Here is a 16802-nt window from a genome sequence, read left to right as displayed (position 1 = left end):
TTACTCACTGGTCAACGTTCGAACGATCGGCCGGTATTCAGCCGCAACGATTCGGTCAGTCGCACGCACGGGGCGGGGTGCAGGAATGCGGATGAACTCCTTCTGCCGCCGCCCGGGATCGTGGGCCGGGGGTGTCGTCGAAGCGTCAACGACTCGTGGAAATAGGCCCCTTGGGACCGCAAGTCCGACATCGGGACGTCCGTTTCCGGCGTCGTCCGCACGGCGCGCCGCGATCGGTGTGTCGGCCCCTGAGCGGCGGGGAAGGCTTCGTGGTCATGGTCACTCCCGCCCGCTCCGCGGCCGTGGATGTCCTGGAACAGCTCTTCGCGGACGCCGCTCGCGGGCGGTCGGCCGGCGTGCCCGGGCTGCCGGTCGACGGGCCCCGGGCGACCGGCCCACGGACCTCGGGCGGCTGGTCGAAGGAGCCCGGGCGGGCCGGGTGGCGGCGTCCGGTCGGCCGACGGCTGCGCCGGACCGCCCGCGGCGCGTGCGCTCCGCGGTGAGACGGGTCTTGACGGGGGCCGGGCCGCTGCCAAGACTGGGTTGACTACGCAGTCAAGCCGATCCTCGGGAGGTCGTCGACCGGCTTGGCTGCGTGGTCCCGGCGTGCGAGCCGGGCGGCCCGGTGACCGGCAGCCAGGGGACGCCTCGTCCGCCGTCCGGGTCCGTGGCGCGGGCGTCCGGAGTGTTGGCCGCCGGACCGCTGTGACAATCAGCCCATAGTGCGCGTATGACGCGTACCCGTACGGCGCTGCTCTGCGCCGCCGCCCTCCTCGCCTCGACCCTGCAGACCGCGGTCGCGGCCGCCCTCCCCGAGCGCCACGACCGTGCCTGCACCACCACCCGCGACCCGCAGGGCCAGGCGCGCAAGGTCCTCGACATCGTCCGCAAGGCCAAGAAGGAGCTCGACCTCGAGGCCGCCCTCGTCAAGGTCACGGTCGGCGGCCGTGAACTCGTCACGGCCGCCGTCGGCGAGTCCATGACGGACGTCCCCGCCACCCCCGCCATGCACTTCCGGACCGGCTCGGTCGGCATCGCCTTCATGGGCACGGTGCTGCTCCAGCTCGTCGAGGAGGGCCGGGCGGACCTCGACGACCCGGTCTCCCGGTGGCTGCCCCGGCTGCCGCACGGCGACAAGATCACCCTGCGCATGCTCGGCGACTCCACCTCCGGCCTGCACGACTACGTCACCGACCCGGCCTTCCTCAAGAAGCTCTACGCCGACCCCTGGCAGCACTGGACCCCCGAGGAGGTCGTCGGGTTCTCCCTGAGCCACCCCCTGTGGTACGCGCCGGGCACCAACTGGAGCTACTCGCACGCCAACTTCGTCCTCCTCGGCCGCGCCCTGGAGAAGATCTCCGGCACTCCGCTCGACCGCCTGCTGCGCCAACGCGTCTACCGGCCGCTCGGCCTGCGCAACACCCGCAGCAACGAGACCGCGGTCATCCCGCAGCCCGTGCTGCACGCCTACGACGACGAGCGCGGCACCTACGAGGAGTCCACCTACTGGAACCCGTCCTGGACCACCGCGCCCGGCGCCGTCCTGACCCAGGACATCTGCGACCTCGCCCGCTCCGGACAGGCCGTCGGCTCGGGTGAGCTGCTCTCGCGGCAGTCCTTCCGCACCCAGCTGAACCCGGGCACGGTCGGCCTCGGCCACCCGACCGCCACCTGCCCCGCGACGGTCTGCCTGCCCATGACCGAGGACTTCCACTTCGGCCTCGGCGTCGTCGTGAAGAACGGCTGGGTGGTCCAGAACCCGTCCTTCTTCGGCTACGCGGCCGTGATGGCGTACGAACCGCACCAGCGGCTCTCCATCGCCGTGTCCACGACGGTGGGCCGCAACGCGCCCGCCGGCAACAACTCCCAGACGATCACCGAGCGGATCGCGAAACTGCTGGACCCGCAGCACCCCCTCGGAACCTGACCCGCGCCGCTCGAGCGGGCCGAAGGCCCCGTCCTCCTTCCCGGGACGGGGCCTTCGGCCGTGCGCACGAGAGCGCGGCGCTCACCGGGTGTCCGCCCGGGAACTCCGGGCCGACCTCGAACCGGGCGCCGTCCGGCGGCGGCGTCACGTCCCGTCGTGTCGAGCGGTGATCTCCGTCAGGTAGGCGCGCAGCATCGTCTTCGCCTCGTCGAGCAGGAGCGCGTCCCCTTCGGGGGCCCGGCGGAACGCCTCCTGGGCGAGGGCGTCGGCGGCGAGGATCGCGGCGTGGCCGGCCCTGGCCAGTGCCTCGTCGTCGCCGGCCACGCCCAGGGCGCGCAGGACGCGGCGGATCCCGTCGGCCATCCGGCCCTTGTGCTCGCGGTCGGCGGCCCGGGTCCGCTCGGTCAGCCCGCTGCCGAACCACAGGGCGCGAAAGCCGTGCTCGGTGCGGTACACCTCGGCGTACGTGTCGACCAGGACGCCCACCGGATCGTCCCACCGCTCCTGCGCCGCCGCCCGGACCAGGTCGTCCATGACGCCCTCCAGACGGGCGAAGTACCCGGTCGCGAGAGCGTCGATGATCGCATTCCGGTCGGGGAGGTACTGGTACAGCGAGCCGACCGACACCTTCGCCTCGGCCGCGACCCGGGTCGTGGTGAGCGCCTCGACGCCCTCGTCCACCAGGATGCGCTCGGCGGCCTCCAGCATCAGCGCCAGACGTGCCCTGCTGCGCGCCTGCCGGGGGGTACGGCGCAGGGGAACGCCGCCGTCGGGACCCGCGGTCGCCTGGACCAAGGAACTGCCTCCAAATCTGAACGTGACTTTGTTTCACGTTTACGCTACCTTCGCGCCCATGACCGCCTCAAGCGCGACGCCGGGCCGGGAGCGGACCGCCGTGGCGGACGCCTGCCGGCGCCTGGGGGCCGAAGGCCTCCTCATCGGCACGGCCGGGAACGTGAGCGTACGCGTCGAGGACCGGGTCGCGATCACCGCGACCGGCGCCGTCCTCGCCGACCTCACCCCTGACCAGGTGACCGTGGTGGACCTGGACGGCAGGATCGTGACCGGGGACCTGCAGCCGACCTCGGAGCTGGAGCTGCACCTGGGCGTCTACCGCCGTCACGGAGCCGGCGCGGTCGTCCACACGCACGCCCCGATGGCCACCGCCGTCTCCTGTGTGCTCGACGAACTGCCCTGCATCCACTACCAGTTGCTCGCCCTCGGCGGCACGGTGCGGGTCGCGCCCTACGCCACGTTCGGCACGCCCGAACTCGCCGAGTCCGTGCTCACCGCGCTCGAGGGCCGCAGCGCCGTGCTGATGGCCAACCACGGCGCGCTCACCCACGCTCCGACCCTGGCGAAGGCCGTCGAGAACGCGCTGCTCCTCGAATGGGCGTGCGGCGTCTACCAGCGCGCGGCCGCCATGGGCCGCCCGCGCGTCCTCGACGAACAGCAGCAGCTCGCGGTCGTCGAGGCCGCGATCGCCCGGAACTACGGCGCCACCCACCCCGTTCCACCCGCGCAGGAGGAAGCCCGATGAAGGTCGTCACGATGGGCGTGCACGTGCTCGACGTACTGGTGCGGCCGGTGCAGGAGATACCCGAGGGCCAGGGCGCGACCCTGGTGGACGACATCCGGATGACGGCCGCCGGAACCGCCGGCGGCACCGCGCTCACCCTCGCCAAACTCGGCGCCGAGGTGCGCACCGCGGGCGCCGTCGGCTCCGACCCGACCGGGGACATGCTGATCCAGCTGCTGAACAGGGGCGGCGTCGACACCGGGTTCGTGGTCCGCCGCACCGACACCGCCACCTCCGCGAGCGTCCTGCCGATCCGGCCCAACGGCGACCGTCCCTCGCTGCACCTGCTCGGCGCGAACATCACGTACGGACCCGACGACGTCCCCTGGGACGCCCTCGCCGAGGCGACCCATCTGCACCTCGGCGGCCCGGAGCTGATCGGCGTCGACGCGGCGGCGCGCATCCTGTCCTACGCCAGGGAACACGGCGTCGTGACCTCCGTGGACCTGCTCGCCCCCGGTGTCCTCGGCAGCTTCGAGCAGATCGAGGCGGCCCTGCCGTACATCGACCATCTGCTGCCCAACGAGGACCAGGTCCTCGGCTTCACCGGTGAGAGCGACCTGCTCACGGGCGCCCGGAAGCTGCTCGCCGCCGGCGTGGGCGTCGTCGCCGTCACGCGCGGCGGGGACGGCGCGCTCGTGGTGACGGCGGACGGCGCGGAGCCGGTGCCCGCCTTCGCCATCGACGTCGTCGACACCACCGGATGCGGCGACGCGTTCTCCGCGGGCTACCTCCGGGGCGTCGGCCTGGGCCGCACGCCGGGCGACGCCGCCGTCCTCGGCAGCGCCGCCGCCGCACTCGTCGCCCAGGGACTCGGCAGCGACCACGGCGACTTCGACCTCGCCGCCGCCGACGCGTTCGCCGCGACACAGAAACCCCGCCAGTGAGCCGACCGCGCGCGAGCGCCCGGCGCCCAGAAGAGGGCCGCTCCCAGCGCTGCCGGGCGAGTCGCGGCGGGGCGGTGCGGACCGGCGTGGGCGGACCTGGGCCGGGCGGACCTGGGCGGGGCCGCGGCCTCCGGGAGGAACCGGCCTGACGGGGGGGCGCGTTCACGCGACGTCTGCGGGCGCGCGCTCACACGGTGGGCGCGCGTTCACGCGGCAGGCACGCCCTCACACAGCCGGCGCGTTCACGCGGCGCCGAACGCCGTGAACGCCCAGCCCGTCGCCTGGTGCAGGGCGTCTCCCGGGAGCGCGGCCCGCGCGTCGCGCAGGGCTTCGGCGAGGGACAGCCCGCGGCGCAGGCCCTCGTGCAGGGCCAGCATCAGGGGAACGACCGCCGCGTCGTTGACCGGTGCGCTGCTGGCGACCACGCCGGCCGTGCCCAGCGGCAGCAACGCCGTGACCAGACCGAGGAGTTCGTCCGCGCCGACCGAGGCGAGCCGGGCGGTGTCGCAGCTGGAGAGGATGATCCGGTACGGGCTGCGGGCCAGCCGCTCGAAGTCGTGGACGATCAGCGGACCGTCCGCCATCCGCAACGAGGAGAACATGGGGCTGTCGGCGCGGAACGTGCCGTGCGCGGCGATGTGCGCCAGCGCCGCCCCGTCCAACTCCGCTAGGACGCGCGGCACACGGGCGTCCTCGTGCTCCAGCACGACGGGCGCGCCGTACCGCCCGGCGACCTCCGGGACCTCCGCCCCGCAGGTGGCCAGCCCCGGCCCGCGCACGAGGACCTGCCGCCCGCCCGGGGGAGGTTCCGTCTCCCCGGCCCGCAGCCAGCCGCTCGCCGACGGCGACACGCTGACCACCCGCTCCCGCAGCGCGGGCAGCAGCGCCCACGGCACCCGGTGCAACCGTGCCGGCGGCACCACCACGACCGGTCCCGGCCCCAGCCGCCCGGCCGCCTCGCCGAGCAGCAGCTCCTCCAGCCGCCGTCCCATCGCCTCCACCACCGGCAGCCGTCCCTCCGCGCCGGGATGGGCCAGCCGGCGCAGCCCGGCCTGAACGTGCTCGGCCTCCCGCTCCGCGTCGGCCAGCAGCCCGCCCGCGAACCGGCGCACCCGCCCGCCCCCGCACAGCAGCACCTGCACCCGTCCGTCCAGCACGGCCAGTTCGACCAGTCGCCCCTCGCCGAGCCGGTCCAGCAGCCGCCCGGCGTCGAACCGGTCGCCGCCGAGCCGGTCGCCGCCCCAGGGCGCCACCCCGCGGATGTGCAGGGTCCGGGAGCGGATCTCCCGCTCCAGACGCCGCTGTTCGCGTTCCAGGGCCGGCACCGGCCGGCCGTCCCTGCGGGCGGCCTCCGCGCGGGAGGCGATCACCCGGAACGCGGTGAGTCCGCTCAGCAGCGCAGGGTCGGCAGGCGGCCGGGTCGGCGGCGTGGACAAGGCCGTGGCCCGCCAGCGCTCGCTCCACGCCAGCAGTTGCCGCGGCCCGCCCCGCTCCAGGCTGACCTGCTGGGCCAGTGCGGCCAGTTCCGCGCCCCTCGCGGTCGCGCGGGCCCGCAGTTCCGAGGCCCCCAGCGTCGTGCGGTGGTCGTCGAGGACGTCGAGGCCGCGCCGGCAGGCCTCCAGCACACCCCGCCCGGAGCCGGTGGCCCGCGCCCACAGCGCCTGGGCCGCCCAGCCCGTCACCCGGGCCAGCGGCGGACCGCTGCGCCGGCTGCGCGCCGCGATCCGCAGACACCGCTCTGCGTCCGCGGCCCAGCCGAGGTCCAGCGCGATCCGGCCCGCCAGCAGCCAGGCCTCAGGTGCTGCGGGCGCCTGGAAGGCCGCCAGCCGCTCGGCGAGCCGGGCGGCGTCCGCGACCAGGCGGCCCGACCTGCGTCCGGTGGCGGCCCGGGCCTCGATCAGCACGAGCCGCGCGTGCGCCTCCCACCAGGTGCGCCGCTGACCGGCGAAGAGCCGCTCGGCGACGGCCGCGCGGGCGATCGCCGTCGCCGGATCGTCCGCCAGCCGGGCCGCCCGCGCGGCCGTCAGCAGCAGCTCCGCCTTGCGGGTGGACTGCCCGCCGATCCCGTCGAGCACGCCGATCGCGGTATCCGCCTCGGCCAGTGCCTCCGGGGCGAGGCCGGCCGCCATCAGGACCTCGCAGCGCCGGATGGCGAGCATGAACGTCGGCGTGCCGAGCCCCGCGTACCGCTCCTGCGCCTCGTCGAGGAGCCGCAGCGCGGCCGGCACGTCCCCGGAGTGGAACGCGGCCAGCCCCCGGCTCTCCACCGCGTCCGCCTTGTCGTGTTCCTGGCCGGTGGTGTCCCACAGCGCCTCGGCCGCGGTGAAGTCCGCCTCGGCCCGCTCCACCGCCCCGAGAGCCAGGTGCACGGTGGCGCGCAGGGTGCGGGCGCGCGCCGTCCAGATGACGTCGTCCGCCTGACGCAGCACGGGTATCGCCCGGCGGACGTCCTCCAGCGCCTCCCGATGACGGCCGAGCACCCACAGGGAGTAGGCCCGCCGGTAGAGCACGCGCGCGCGGGTGTGGCCCGTGCCGCGGGCGACGCCCCGCTCGAACGCGGCCAGCCCCTGCCGGGTGCGGCCCGCGTGCACCAGAGCCACGCCGAGTGTGCCGAGGACGTCCGCCTCGCGCTCGGCCGAGTCCGAGCGCGCCGCGAGGTCCCGGGCGCGGCGCAGATGGTCGAGGGCGAGACGGACGTCCCCCCAGTCCCGCTGCCAGATGCCGATGACCTGATGCGCCACCGAGGCGTGCAACGGCGTCGGATCGGTCTCGAGCACTTCCTCCGCCCGCGACAACGCGTCGCCCGGGGCGGCGAAGACCATCGGCAGCAGTTCGAGAACCGAGTCGTTTCCCGCTGTCACCCCAGGGATGGTAGTGCTCGGAGCCGCACACCACACCGGTTCGCGACGAAGGCGCGCGCGGCCGCAACCGCACCACCCTCATCCGCCGTCGCACCACCTGTATCAGACGACCGCCTCGCGGCTCACTCTGACGACCACCGGCTTGCAGGGGAGGACATGCCATGGCACCGCAGCGTTTCCACGAGCAGTTCGACCAGATCCAGCGTTCGCTGCCCGACGTCCCGTTGGCGATGGGCCCGGACGACTCCGCCGAGTTCATCTACGAGAAGGGCGTCGTCCTGGCCCGTGACGGCGAGGAGGCCCAGGTCGTCGAGGACGCCGTCCGTACGCACTTCACCGCGACCGAGGGTCTCGTCCCGGACCATGTGCGCCGCGCGGGCCCGCAGGCGGGCCGGTCGGGCATCACCCGTATCCGGGTCGGCGACCCGGGCGAGGGCGGCCGCGCCGCCGACCACGCCGTCGCGGGGGCGTTGCGCGCGCTGCGGGAGACGGAGGGACGCGCGGGCCGCCGGCTGGTCAGCCGCAACCACGTGGTGTCGATCGCGGTGAACGCCTGCCCCGGCGACGAGCCGGTGCCCGCGCCGCGCACCGGGCCGCCCAACCCCGGCGCCGCGGCGTGGGCCCACGACCCGGCGCGCGCTGTCGGCGTCCTCGTCGTCGACACCGGCCTCACGCACGACTACCGCTCCTACCCGCTGCTGGCGCACACCGGCGGCGACCTCCAGGCCCGGGAGACCGACGAGGACGGCGTCCTCCAGCAGTACGTCGGCCACGGCACGTTCATCGCCGGCCTCGTCGCGGCCGTCGCGCCGAACACCGACGTCACCGTGCGCGGCACGCTCAACGACGCGGGTGCGATCCTGGAGTCCGAGTTCGGCGAGAGACTCTTCGACGCCGTCAAGGACGGCTGGCCCGACATCCTCAGCATCTCCGCGGGCACCTCCAACGGCCGTGTCGACGGTCTGCTCGGCGTCGCCGCGTTCATGGACGAACTCCGCTCGCGGCACACCCTGTTGGTCGCGGCCGCCGGCAACAACGCGAGTGCGGCGCCGTTCTGGCCCGCCGCCTACGCCGCCCTTCCCGAACACGCCGACGCGGTCCTGTCGGTGGGCGCGCTGCGCGGCGACGGCGCGTTCGGCGCGTGCTTCAGCAACCACGGCCCCTGGGTGAAGGCGTACGCCCCCGGGGAGCGGCTGGTCAGCGCCTTCACCGGCTTCGGCACTCCCGTTCCGTACGTCTACCAGCACTCCACCTACGACGCCTGCCGCTACGGCTTCGCCTACTCCTGCACCTGCCGGTCCCCGCGCCACACCGGGGTGTTGAGCGAGGCGCAGCAGGCGGCGCCGGGCAAGCCGGACCAGGTGATGTTCGAGGGGCTCGCGTCCTGGAGCGGGACGTCCTTCGCGACCCCCGTGGCGGCGGGCCTGGTCGCCGCCCACATGAGCGCGAACCAGCTGACCGACCCCCGGGCCGCTGCCCGCCAACTGCTGGCGGGCAACGCCGAGTTCGCCGAGGTGCGGGGCGTCCGTGTGCCGGCCCTGCTGCCGCCCACCTGGCGGCCGGTCCCGGTCGGTCCAGCGTGAGGGCCGCATGAGGTCCGGGACGGACCCCGCCACGGCGTACGATGACAGGCCGTACACGAGGGGTGGGACCGTGGACCGTACTGAGGTCGGCGCGCTCGTCCAGTCCGCCGTCGACGGCGACGCGGCGGCCTGGAAGGGCCTGGTGGACGGGCTGAGCCCACTGGTGTGGTCGGTCGTGCGCGCCCACCGGCTCTCGGACGCCGACGGACACGAGGTGTACCAGACCGTCTGGTTCCGCTTCGCCCAGCACCTCGGACGGATCCGCGAGCCGCACAAGGCGGGGTCCTGGCTCGCGAGCACCGCCCGCAACGAGTGCCTGAAAGTGATCAAGGGGCTGCACCGGCTCACCCCGACCGACGATCCGCACCTGCTCGACCGGGCCAGCGAGGACCGCACGCCCGAGCAGTCGGTGCTCGACTCGGAGGAGGCGGCCGCACAGGGCGAGCGCGTGCGGTTCCTGTGGCAGGAGTTCGAGGCGCTCGGCGAGCGCTGCCGCCAACTGCTGCGGGTGCTGATCGCCTCGCCGCCGCCCAGCTACCAGGAGGTGTCGGCCGCCCTGGGCATCGCCGTGGGCAGCATCGGCCCGATGCGCCAGCGGTGCCTGCGCCGGCTGCGCGCCCGACTCGACGCACGGGGAGCTCTGTGAACGCCATGAGCGACATGAACGGCAAGAACGGCATGAACGGCAAGAACGGCATGAACCCCATGGACCACGTGGACGACGGTGAGCCGGACGACTTCTTCGGTGACGTCCCCTTCGTCGACGAGGAGTTCGACCACGACCGGATGGAGGAGGAACTCCGCGACGCCGCCGCCGCCTTGGACCCGGTGCCGGCCGAGCTGAGGCGGGCCGCCGTCGAGGCCTACGCGCTGCACGACCTGGACGCGCGGATCGCCGAGCTGACCTTCGACTCGCTGGTCGACGCGGTCCCGGTGCGGGGGGCGGTGGACGTGCCGCGGATGCTGACGTTCCACTCGGACGGTCTCACGGTCGACGTCGAGGTGACCGAGGACGGACTGCTGGGGCAGCTCCTGCCGCCGCAGCCAGCGTCGATCGAGGTCCTGCACGGCCCCCGGGCCGGCGCCGCGCTCACCGCCGACGACCTGGGCCGCTTCGCCTCCGCGACACCGCCCGCCGGCCCGTTCGCGCTGCGGCTGCGGACCGGCGGGGACGTCGTCGTCACGGAGTGGCTGCGCGCCTGAGCCTTCGCCCCGCCGGACGGCTCAGGCGGAACAGGCCGGGGGACGGGTCGTTCAGGACAGCTCATGTGGGACAGGCCGTTCAGGACGGGTCGTGCGGGGCGGCCGGCCGGTCACATGCTGTCGACGGCGCTCAGCCGGTGACGGCGTCCACGAGAGCAGCCAGCGCCGACGCGAGCCGGGTGACTCCCGGGCCGACCGGGCCGCCCGGCTCGCTCATGTACGTGTCCCGGCGGATCTCCACCATCAGCGCGCTCACCCGGGCGTCCTTCCCGTAGTACTCGAGCGGTACGTACGTCCCCGCGAACGGGCTGTCGAGGCCCGTGTCGCCGATCTCCCCGAACGCCGTCCGCGCGGCCGCCGCCAGCTCCGGCGGGGTGTGGAAGCCGTCGGTGCCCAGGCACACCGCGGGCCGCGGGCCGTCGCCGTGCAGCTCGTAGGGGAGCGGCGCGGCGGGATAGGAGTGGACGTCGATGACGACGACCCGTCCGACGGCGGCGAGCCGTTCGCCGACGGCGTCGGCCATCGCCCGGGCGTACGGCCGGAAGTAGCGGGCGAGCAGCGGCCCGGGGTCGGTGTCCTCGGGCCGCAGCGGCTCGCGGTGCGTGGTCCGGGTGTAGACGGCGCCCATGCCGACGGCCCGCATCTCCTCCCGCTCGTCCGGGAACCGCTCCGGGTCGACGACCAGGCGCGACAGCCGGTTCACGAACCGCCAGGGCGCCGTTCCCGCCCGCCGGGCCGCCTCCTCGGCGATCCGCGCGGTGTGCGCGTCGGTGATGTGGTCCAGCTCCCGCTCCAGCGCCCCGTCGCCCAGCACGATGCCCGCCCGCACCTCGGCCGGTATCTCCCGCGCCGAGTGCGGCACATGGAGGATCACCGGCGACCCGGCGGCGCCGGGAAGGAACGCGAAGGACGGTACGGCGGAGGTCATGAGGCTGCTCCAGGGCGTTGTCAGTGGCGTGGTGCATGATCGGAGACGCCGTCACAGCATGGCGGGCAACCGAGCGGGGGAGCGGCATGGCGGCGACGAACGAGCAGGTGGCAGAGCACGCGTTCCTGAAGGCGCTGTACCGGGACGGCTATTACCCGGATCACCTGGTGGACCGGGGCAGGGAGATCCTGCTGCGGCTGTGCGAGCGCGTCGAGGCCGAGCGGCCCGCCGGACTCGACGCGCTGTACGCCCTCACCCACGCCGCCACCGAGGAGTTCAACGCCCTGCAGGACGCCTTCTGGGAGGCCGGCAGCGACATCGAGACCGTGGCCCGGGAGGAGATAGCCGGGGACTTCCGGTTCGTCGCCCGGTCCTACGGCTTCGCGGACGCCGACGTGGAGGAGCTGATCGCCACCCGGGACTGGTGACCCAGGGCCGCGGCGGACGCGCCGCGCCCCGGCCGGTCGGTGCCGGTCGGGGCGCGGTGGTGCCGTACGGGTGCGGCGCCGGGCCGCGTGCGTCAGCTCAGCGAGGCGAGGGCCTCGTTCCAGGTGGCCGACGGGCGCATGACCGCCGCAGCCTTGGCCGGGTCGGGCTGGTAGTAGCCGCCGATGTCGGCCGGCTCGCCCTGCGCGGCGATCAGCTCGCCGACGATCGTCTGCTCGGCCGCGGCCAGCGTCTCGGCGAGCGGCGCGAACACCTTCGCCAGGTCCGAGTCCTCGGTCTGCGCGGCCAGCTCCTGCGCCCAGTACAGGGACAGGAAGAAGTGGCTGCCGCGGTTGTCGATGCCGCCGACGCGACGGGTCGGGGACTTGTCCTCGTTGAGGAAGGTCGCCGTGGCGCGGTCGAGGGCGTCGGCGAGGACCTTGGCGCGGGTGTTGCCGGTGGCCGTCGCGAACTGCTCGAGGGAGGGCACGAGCGCGAAGAACTCGCCGAGCGAGTCCCAGCGCAGGTAGTTCTCCTTGACCAGCTGCTGGACGTGCTTGGGCGCGGAGCCGCCGGCGCCCGTCTCGAACAGGCCGCCGCCCGCCATCAGCGGGACGACCGACAGCATCTTGGCGCTGGTGCCCAGCTCCAGGATGGGGAAGAGGTCGGTCAGGTAGTCGCGCAGCACGTTGCCGGTCACCGAGATGGTGTTCTCGCCGCGGCGGATGCGCTCCACCGACAGCTTGGTGGCGTCGACCGGGGCGAGGACGCGGATGTCCAGGCCCTCGGTGTCGTGGTCCGCGAGGTAGGCGTCGACCTTGGCGATGAGGTTGGCGTCGTGCGCGCGGGTCTCGTCCAGCCAGAACACGGCCGGGTCGCCGGTGGCGCGGGCGCGGGTGACGGCCAGCTTCACCCAGTCCCGGATCGGCGCGTCCTTGGTCTGGCAGGCGCGGAAGACGTCGCCCTCGGCGACCGGCTGTTCGATGAGGACGTTGCCGGCCCCGTCGACCAGACGGACCGTGCCGGCGGCCTTGATCTCGAAGGTCTTGTCGTGCGAGCCGTACTCCTCGGCCTTCTGCGCCATGAGGCCGACGTTCGGGACGGAGCCCATGGTCGACGGGTCGTACGCGCCGTGCGCGCGGCAGTCGTCGAGCACGGCCTGGTAGACGCCGGAGTAGGAGGAGTCCGGCAGGACCGCGAGGGTGTCGGCCTCCTGGCCGTCCGGGCCCCACATGTGGCCCGAGGTGCGGATCATGGCCGGCATCGACGCGTCGACGATGACGTCGGACGGCACGTGCAGGTTGGTGATGCCCTTGTCGGAGTCGACCATCGCCAGGGCCGGGCCCTCGGCGAGCTCGGCCTCGAAGGAGGCCTTGACCGCGTCGCCCTCGGGCAGGGCCTCCAGGCCCTTGAGGATGCCGCCGAGGCCGTCGTTGGGGGAGAGGCCGGCCGCGGCCAGCGTCGCGCCGTACTGCGCGAAGGTCTTCGGGAAGAACGCGCGCACCACGTGACCGAAGACGATCGGGTCGGAGACCTTCATCATCGTGGCCTTCAGGTGCACCGAGAACAGCACGCCCTCGGCCTTGGCGCGGGCGATCTGCGCGGTGAGGAACTCGCGCAGCGCGGCCACGCGCATCACGGAGGCGTCGACGACCTCGCCCTCGAGGACCGGCACCGACTCGCGCAGGACCGTGGTGGAGCCGTCCTCGGCGACCAGCTCGATCCGCACCGAACCGGCCTCGGAGATCACCACGGACTTCTCGGTGGAGCGGAAGTCGTTCTCGCCCATGGTCGCGACGTTGGTCTTGGACTCCGACGACCAGGCGCCCATGCGGTGCGGGTGGGTCTTGGCGTAGTTCTTGACCGACGCGGGCGCGCGGCGGTCGGAGTTGCCCTCGCGCAGGACCGGGTTCACGGCCGAGCCCTTGACCTTGTCGTAGCGGGCCTGTACGTCCCGCTCCTCGTCGGTCTTCGGGTCGTCCGGGTAGGCCGGCAGCGCGTAGCCCTGGGCCTGCAGCTCGGCGACCGCGGCCTTGAGCTGCGGGATCGACGCCGAGATGTTCGGCAGCTTGATGATGTTGGCCTCGGGCGTCTTCGCCAGCTCGCCGAGCTCGGTCAGCGCGTCCGGGATCCGCTGGTCCTCGGTCAGGTACTCCGGGAACTGGGCGATGATGCGTCCGGCCAGCGAGATGTCCCGCGTCTGGACCGCGACACCCGCCTGCGAGGCGTACGCCTGGACCACCGGCAGGAAGGAATACGTCGCCAGGGCCGGGGCCTCGTCAGTGTGCGTATAGATGATGGTCGAGTCAGTCACCGGGTGCTCCGCTCCACGTCTGCAACATTGCTCGACATCAAGATATCTCGTGCTCGGGTTCGGCTCGACAGGGGTCTCCTCACATCCGGGACGGCCCAGGTGCCCGCCGGATGCAACCGAAACGGCCGTTTCCGCGGTCAACCAGGTAGATCCTCGACCTGATCCGACGGCCGGACCGACCACCCGGCCGCCCGAGCGAAAGCGGACCATGAGATATCGCAGCAGAGTGACGGCCCCGGCGGCCGCCCTGATCGGCACGGCAGCAGTCCTGGCCGGGGGAACCGCGGCTCACGCGGACGGGAAGCCCGACGACGCCCCCGCCCCCGAGACGCTCGCGGACCCCGTCTTCCCGAACCTGGGCAACGGCGGCTACCGCGTCACCGCCTACCACCTCGACGTCGCCTACGACGCGACGACCACCCTCGTCGACGCCACCGCCACCCTGGACCTGCGCACCACCCAGGCCCTCACCCGACTCTCCCTCGACTCCCTCGGCCTCGACATACGCACCGTCCGGGTCGACGGCCGCACCGCCGCCTTCGAGCAGGCGGACGAGAAGCTGCGGATCACGCCCGCCCGGCCGCTGCGCGCCCGGCAGCGCGTCACGGTGTGCGTGACGTACACGGCCGACCCGCGGCGCACCCTCGCGCACACCGCCTGGGTCCCCACCCCGGACGGGTTCGCGATATGCCCCCAGCCCGACTCCGCGCACACCGTGTTCCCCTGCAACGACCACCCGTCGGACAAGGCGGACTTCACCTTCCGCATCACCGTGCCGGCCGCCCTGCGCGCCGTCGCGAACGGCTCGCTGGTGTGCACCGAGGACCTGGCCGGCGACCGGACCGCGTACACCTACCGCTCCCGCTCGCCGATCGCCACCGAACTGGTGCAGATCACGGTCGGCGACTACGTCGTCAAGGAGCGCCAGGGGCCGCACGGGCTGCGTCTGCGCGATGTCGTGCCGGTCGCCCGCGCCGAGGCCCTGGAGCCGGCGCTCGCCCTCACCCCGGGCCTGGTCGAGTGGCTCGAGGCGCGGCTGGGCGCCTACCCCTTCGAGACGTACGGACTGCTGCCCTGCAACTCCGACGCCCCGAACGCCTTCGACTTCACCGGCCTCGAGACCCAGACCCTCACCCTCTACAAGCCCAACTTCCTGCTGCAGGCGGAGCCGAAGATCGGCTCGCACATGATGCACGAGCTGGTCCACTCCTACTTCGGCAACAGCGTCAGCCCCGCCACCTGGGCAGACCTGTGGATCAACGAGGGCCACGCCGACTTCTACGGACTGCTCTACCGCTACGAGCGCGGCTGGGCGGACTCCCTGGGCCTGACCACCTTCGAGGCCCGGATGAAGGACACCTACGCGCGCGGCGACCAGTGGCGGAAGTCCTCCGGTCCGGTCGCCGCGCCGAACGCGGCCAACCTCTTCGACAGCCAGCGCTACCTGGGCGGCGTCCTCGTGCTGTACGCGCTGCGCCAGCTCATCGGCGAGGACGCCTTCCACGCGGTCGAGCGGGCCTTCCTGGCCCGCTACCGCGACTCCTCGGCGTCGACGGAGGACTACATGGCCGTCGCCTCCCACGTCGGCGGGCAGGACGTCTCCGGCTTCCTGCGCGACTGGCTGTACGGCACGACGACCCCGAGGATGCCCGGTCACCCCGACTGGACGGTCACCCCGGTGCCGCCGTCCCTCACCGCGCCGCGCCGGCGGGCGGACGCGCGGTGGCACGAGAACTCGGCCACGCTCTGACCCGAGTGAGCGCCGTCAGTCGTGCAGGGCGGGCATCTCGCCCTGCACGACCCCGTCGCCGGTCCGCTGCTGCGGGATGACGACGGCGCCCGACTGCAACGCCACCGTGCGGGCCGGCGCCGGGATCCGGATGCCCTCCTCGCGGTAGCGGCGGTGCAGCCGCTTGATGAACTCGTGCTTGATCCGGTACTGGTCGCTGAACTCGCCGACGCCCAGGATCACGGTGAAGCCGATCCGCGAGTCGCCGAAGGTGTGGAAGCGGATCGCGGGCTCGTGGTCGGGCAGGGCGCCGTCCACTCCCGTCATGACCTCCGCGATGACCTCCGACGTCACCCGCTCCACCTGCTCCAGATCGCTGTCGTAGGCCACCCCTACCTGCACCAGGACCGTCAACTGCTGCTCGGGACGCATGTAGTTGGTCATGTTCGTCTTCGCGAGCTGGCCGTTGGGGATGACGACCAGGTTGTTGGAGAGCGCGCGCACGGTCGTCTGACGCCAGTTGATGTCCTCGACGTAGCCCTCCTCACCGCTGCTCAGCTTGATGTAGTCACCGCGCTGGACGGTCTTGGAGGCGAGGATGTGGATGCCCGCGAACAGGTTCGCGAGGGTGTCCTGCAGCGCGAGCGCGACCGCCAGACCACCGACGCCGAGAGCGGTGAGCAGGGGCGCTATGGAGATGCCCAGCGTCTGCAGCATCACCAGGAAGCCGATCGCCAGGACCAGGATCCGGGTGATGTTCACGAAGATGGTGGCCGACCCGGCGACTCCCGAGCGCGACGACGTCACCGTCTGCACCAGTCCGGCGACGACCCGCGCCGCCGACACCGTCACCACGAAGATCAGCAGCACCGTCAGACACTGGTTGACGGTGTGCTGGACCGCCTTGGTCAGCGGCAGCACCGCGGCCGCGGCCGCCGCGCCGCCGGCGATCGCCGCCCACGGCACGACGGTGCGCAGCGCGTCCACGACGACGTCGTCGCCGCTCCACTTGGTGCGCTTGGCGTGCTTCGCCAGCCAGCGCAGCACGGTGCGCGACAGAAAGGCCGTCAACAGACCGGTGGCCAGGGCGATTCCGGCGAGGACGCCGTCGTCGAGGGTCAGTGCGCGGTTCACCGGTCACCTCCGGGAAGTCGATCCGCGGCCGACGCGGCCGCCGACGGCCGGATGTGAAGTCTCGTCACGATGTCACCTGTTCGGTTCCGGGATGTGCGATGGCGCCCCCGCCCGGTCGGGCACCGGGGGCGCGACCGCTCATCCTGCCGTATCCGGCACGGCAGTTCGTACCGCAGGATCCGGTCGCTGCGGCCGCATCGCGCCGCTCGGGCCGAGGCATGCGGCCGGGCC

At 73.3% G+C, this 16802-nt stretch carries 14 protein-coding genes; 9 read left to right on the top strand and 5 right to left on the bottom strand.

What is annotated here, in order from left to right; genetic code table 11:
• Window positions 1–275: 275 nt before the first annotated feature.
• Both OHS82_RS07880 and OHS82_RS07875 read left to right on the top strand, forming a co-directional pair.
• Window positions 276–503, top strand: a complete 228-nt coding sequence (locus OHS82_RS07880; protein ID WP_328433594.1) for a hypothetical protein — start codon at window positions 276–278, stop codon at window positions 501–503.
• A gap of 227 nt (window positions 504–730) precedes the next feature.
• A complete protein-coding gene (locus tag OHS82_RS07875; protein WP_328433593.1) occupies window positions 731–1927 on the top strand; it encodes a serine hydrolase domain-containing protein in 1197 nt (398 codons plus the stop codon).
• A gap of 144 nt (window positions 1928–2071) precedes the next feature.
• Here OHS82_RS07875 and OHS82_RS07870 read toward each other — a convergent pair whose 3' ends face one another.
• Window positions 2072–2722, bottom strand: a complete 651-nt coding sequence (locus OHS82_RS07870) for a TetR/AcrR family transcriptional regulator (protein WP_057582442.1) — start codon at window positions 2720–2722, stop codon at window positions 2072–2074.
• 58 nt (window positions 2723–2780) lie between these two features.
• On the opposite strand from OHS82_RS07870, the gene OHS82_RS07865 reads away from it, so the two are divergent.
• Both OHS82_RS07865 and OHS82_RS07860 read left to right on the top strand, forming a co-directional pair.
• Complete coding sequence (locus tag OHS82_RS07865) at window positions 2781–3467, top strand: class II aldolase/adducin family protein (RefSeq protein ID WP_057582443.1); 687 nt, start codon at window positions 2781–2783, stop codon at window positions 3465–3467.
• Window positions 3464–4393 carry a carbohydrate kinase family protein gene (locus tag OHS82_RS07860; protein ID WP_057582444.1) on the top strand — a complete coding sequence of 310 codons (930 nt, stop codon included), beginning with the start codon at window positions 3464–3466 and terminating at the stop codon, window positions 4391–4393. Before OHS82_RS07865 ends, OHS82_RS07860 begins: the two co-directional genes overlap by 4 nt.
• A 242-nt stretch (window positions 4394–4635) precedes the next feature.
• On the opposite strand, the gene OHS82_RS07855 is transcribed toward OHS82_RS07860, so the two are convergent.
• Window positions 4636–7215 carry a CHAT domain-containing protein gene (locus tag OHS82_RS07855; protein ID WP_079041523.1) on the bottom strand — a complete coding sequence of 860 codons (2580 nt, stop codon included), beginning with the start codon at window positions 7213–7215 and terminating at the stop codon, window positions 4636–4638.
• Between the two features lie 200 nt (window positions 7216–7415).
• On the opposite strand from OHS82_RS07855, the gene OHS82_RS07850 reads away from it, so the two are divergent.
• Genes OHS82_RS07850 through OHS82_RS07840 form a run of 3 tightly spaced genes read left to right on the top strand, consistent with a single transcriptional unit; the run spans window position 7416 to window position 10040 of the window.
• A complete protein-coding gene (locus OHS82_RS07850; protein WP_328433592.1) occupies window positions 7416–8837 on the top strand; it encodes a S8/S53 family peptidase in 1422 nt (473 codons plus the stop codon).
• 7 nt (window positions 8838–8844) lie between these two features.
• Window positions 8845–9483, top strand: a complete 639-nt coding sequence (locus OHS82_RS07845; RefSeq protein ID WP_199863940.1) for an RNA polymerase sigma factor — start codon at window positions 8845–8847, stop codon at window positions 9481–9483.
• A gap of 14 nt (window positions 9484–9497) precedes the next feature.
• Window positions 9498–10040 carry a hypothetical protein gene (locus OHS82_RS07840; protein WP_328436038.1) on the top strand — a complete coding sequence of 181 codons (543 nt, stop codon included), beginning with the start codon at window positions 9498–9500 and terminating at the stop codon, window positions 10038–10040.
• 130 nt (window positions 10041–10170) lie between these two features.
• Here the strand turns inward: OHS82_RS07840 and OHS82_RS07835 are convergent, their stop codons facing one another.
• The gene (locus OHS82_RS07835) at window positions 10171–10968 is read right to left on the bottom strand and encodes an N-formylglutamate amidohydrolase (RefSeq protein ID WP_328433591.1); all 798 of its coding nucleotides are present in this window, start codon (window positions 10966–10968) and stop codon (window positions 10171–10173) included.
• An 86-nt stretch (window positions 10969–11054) separates the two neighbouring features.
• On the opposite strand from OHS82_RS07835, the gene OHS82_RS07830 reads away from it, so the two are divergent.
• Window positions 11055–11396, top strand: coding sequence for a DUF5713 family protein (locus OHS82_RS07830; protein ID WP_057582449.1), 342 nt, complete (start codon window positions 11055–11057; stop codon window positions 11394–11396).
• 92 nt (window positions 11397–11488) lie between these two features.
• On the opposite strand, the gene OHS82_RS07825 is transcribed toward OHS82_RS07830, so the two are convergent.
• On the bottom strand, window positions 11489–13708 hold the full coding sequence (locus tag OHS82_RS07825; RefSeq protein ID WP_057582450.1) for an NADP-dependent isocitrate dehydrogenase: 2220 nt from the start codon (window positions 13706–13708) through the stop codon (window positions 11489–11491).
• 208 nt (window positions 13709–13916) lie between these two features.
• Between OHS82_RS07825 and OHS82_RS07820 the strand changes: the two genes are divergently transcribed.
• Window positions 13917–15458 (top strand): M1 family metallopeptidase, encoded by a 1542-nt coding sequence (locus OHS82_RS07820; RefSeq protein ID WP_057582451.1) that lies wholly within the window; start codon window positions 13917–13919, stop codon window positions 15456–15458.
• A gap of 15 nt (window positions 15459–15473) precedes the next feature.
• Here OHS82_RS07820 and OHS82_RS07815 read toward each other — a convergent pair whose 3' ends face one another.
• Complete coding sequence (locus tag OHS82_RS07815; protein WP_057582452.1) at window positions 15474–16571, bottom strand: mechanosensitive ion channel family protein; 1098 nt, start codon at window positions 16569–16571, stop codon at window positions 15474–15476.
• Window positions 16572–16802 lie beyond the last annotated feature (231 nt).

Source organism: Streptomyces sp. NBC_00425 (assembly GCF_036030735.1).
GTDB lineage: Bacteria > Actinomycetota > Actinomycetes > Streptomycetales > Streptomycetaceae > Streptomyces.
Note: the sequence above shows the minus strand (reverse complement) of the source record. Positions and strands in the feature narration are given on the sequence as shown.

What these genes read in the sequence shown, in the direction of transcription:
- OHS82_RS07850 (WP_328433592.1), top strand. Translation starts at nt 7,416, where the DNA reads ATGGCACCGCAGCGTTTCCACGAGCAGTTCGACCAGATCCAGCGTTCG.
- OHS82_RS07830 (WP_057582449.1), top strand. Translation starts at nt 11,055, where the DNA reads ATGGCGGCGACGAACGAGCAGGTGGCAGAGCACGCGTTCCTGAAGGCG.
- OHS82_RS07840 (WP_328436038.1), top strand. Translation starts at nt 9,498, where the DNA reads ATGAACGGCAAGAACGGCATGAACGGCAAGAACGGCATGAACCCCATG.
- OHS82_RS07875 (WP_328433593.1), top strand. Translation starts at nt 731, where the DNA reads ATGACGCGTACCCGTACGGCGCTGCTCTGCGCCGCCGCCCTCCTCGCC.
- OHS82_RS07845 (WP_199863940.1), top strand. Translation starts at nt 8,845, where the DNA reads ATGAGGTCCGGGACGGACCCCGCCACGGCGTACGATGACAGGCCGTAC.
- OHS82_RS07835 (WP_328433591.1), bottom strand. Translation starts at nt 10,968, where the DNA reads ATGACCTCCGCCGTACCGTCCTTCGCGTTCCTTCCCGGCGCCGCCGGG.
- OHS82_RS07820 (WP_057582451.1), top strand. Translation starts at nt 13,917, where the DNA reads ATGAGATATCGCAGCAGAGTGACGGCCCCGGCGGCCGCCCTGATCGGC.
- OHS82_RS07860 (WP_057582444.1), top strand. Translation starts at nt 3,464, where the DNA reads ATGAAGGTCGTCACGATGGGCGTGCACGTGCTCGACGTACTGGTGCGG.
- OHS82_RS07865 (WP_057582443.1), top strand. Translation starts at nt 2,781, where the DNA reads ATGACCGCCTCAAGCGCGACGCCGGGCCGGGAGCGGACCGCCGTGGCG.
- OHS82_RS07855 (WP_079041523.1), bottom strand. Translation starts at nt 7,215, where the DNA reads ATGGTCTTCGCCGCCCCGGGCGACGCGTTGTCGCGGGCGGAGGAAGTG.
- OHS82_RS07880 (WP_328433594.1), top strand. Translation starts at nt 276, where the DNA reads ATGGTCACTCCCGCCCGCTCCGCGGCCGTGGATGTCCTGGAACAGCTC.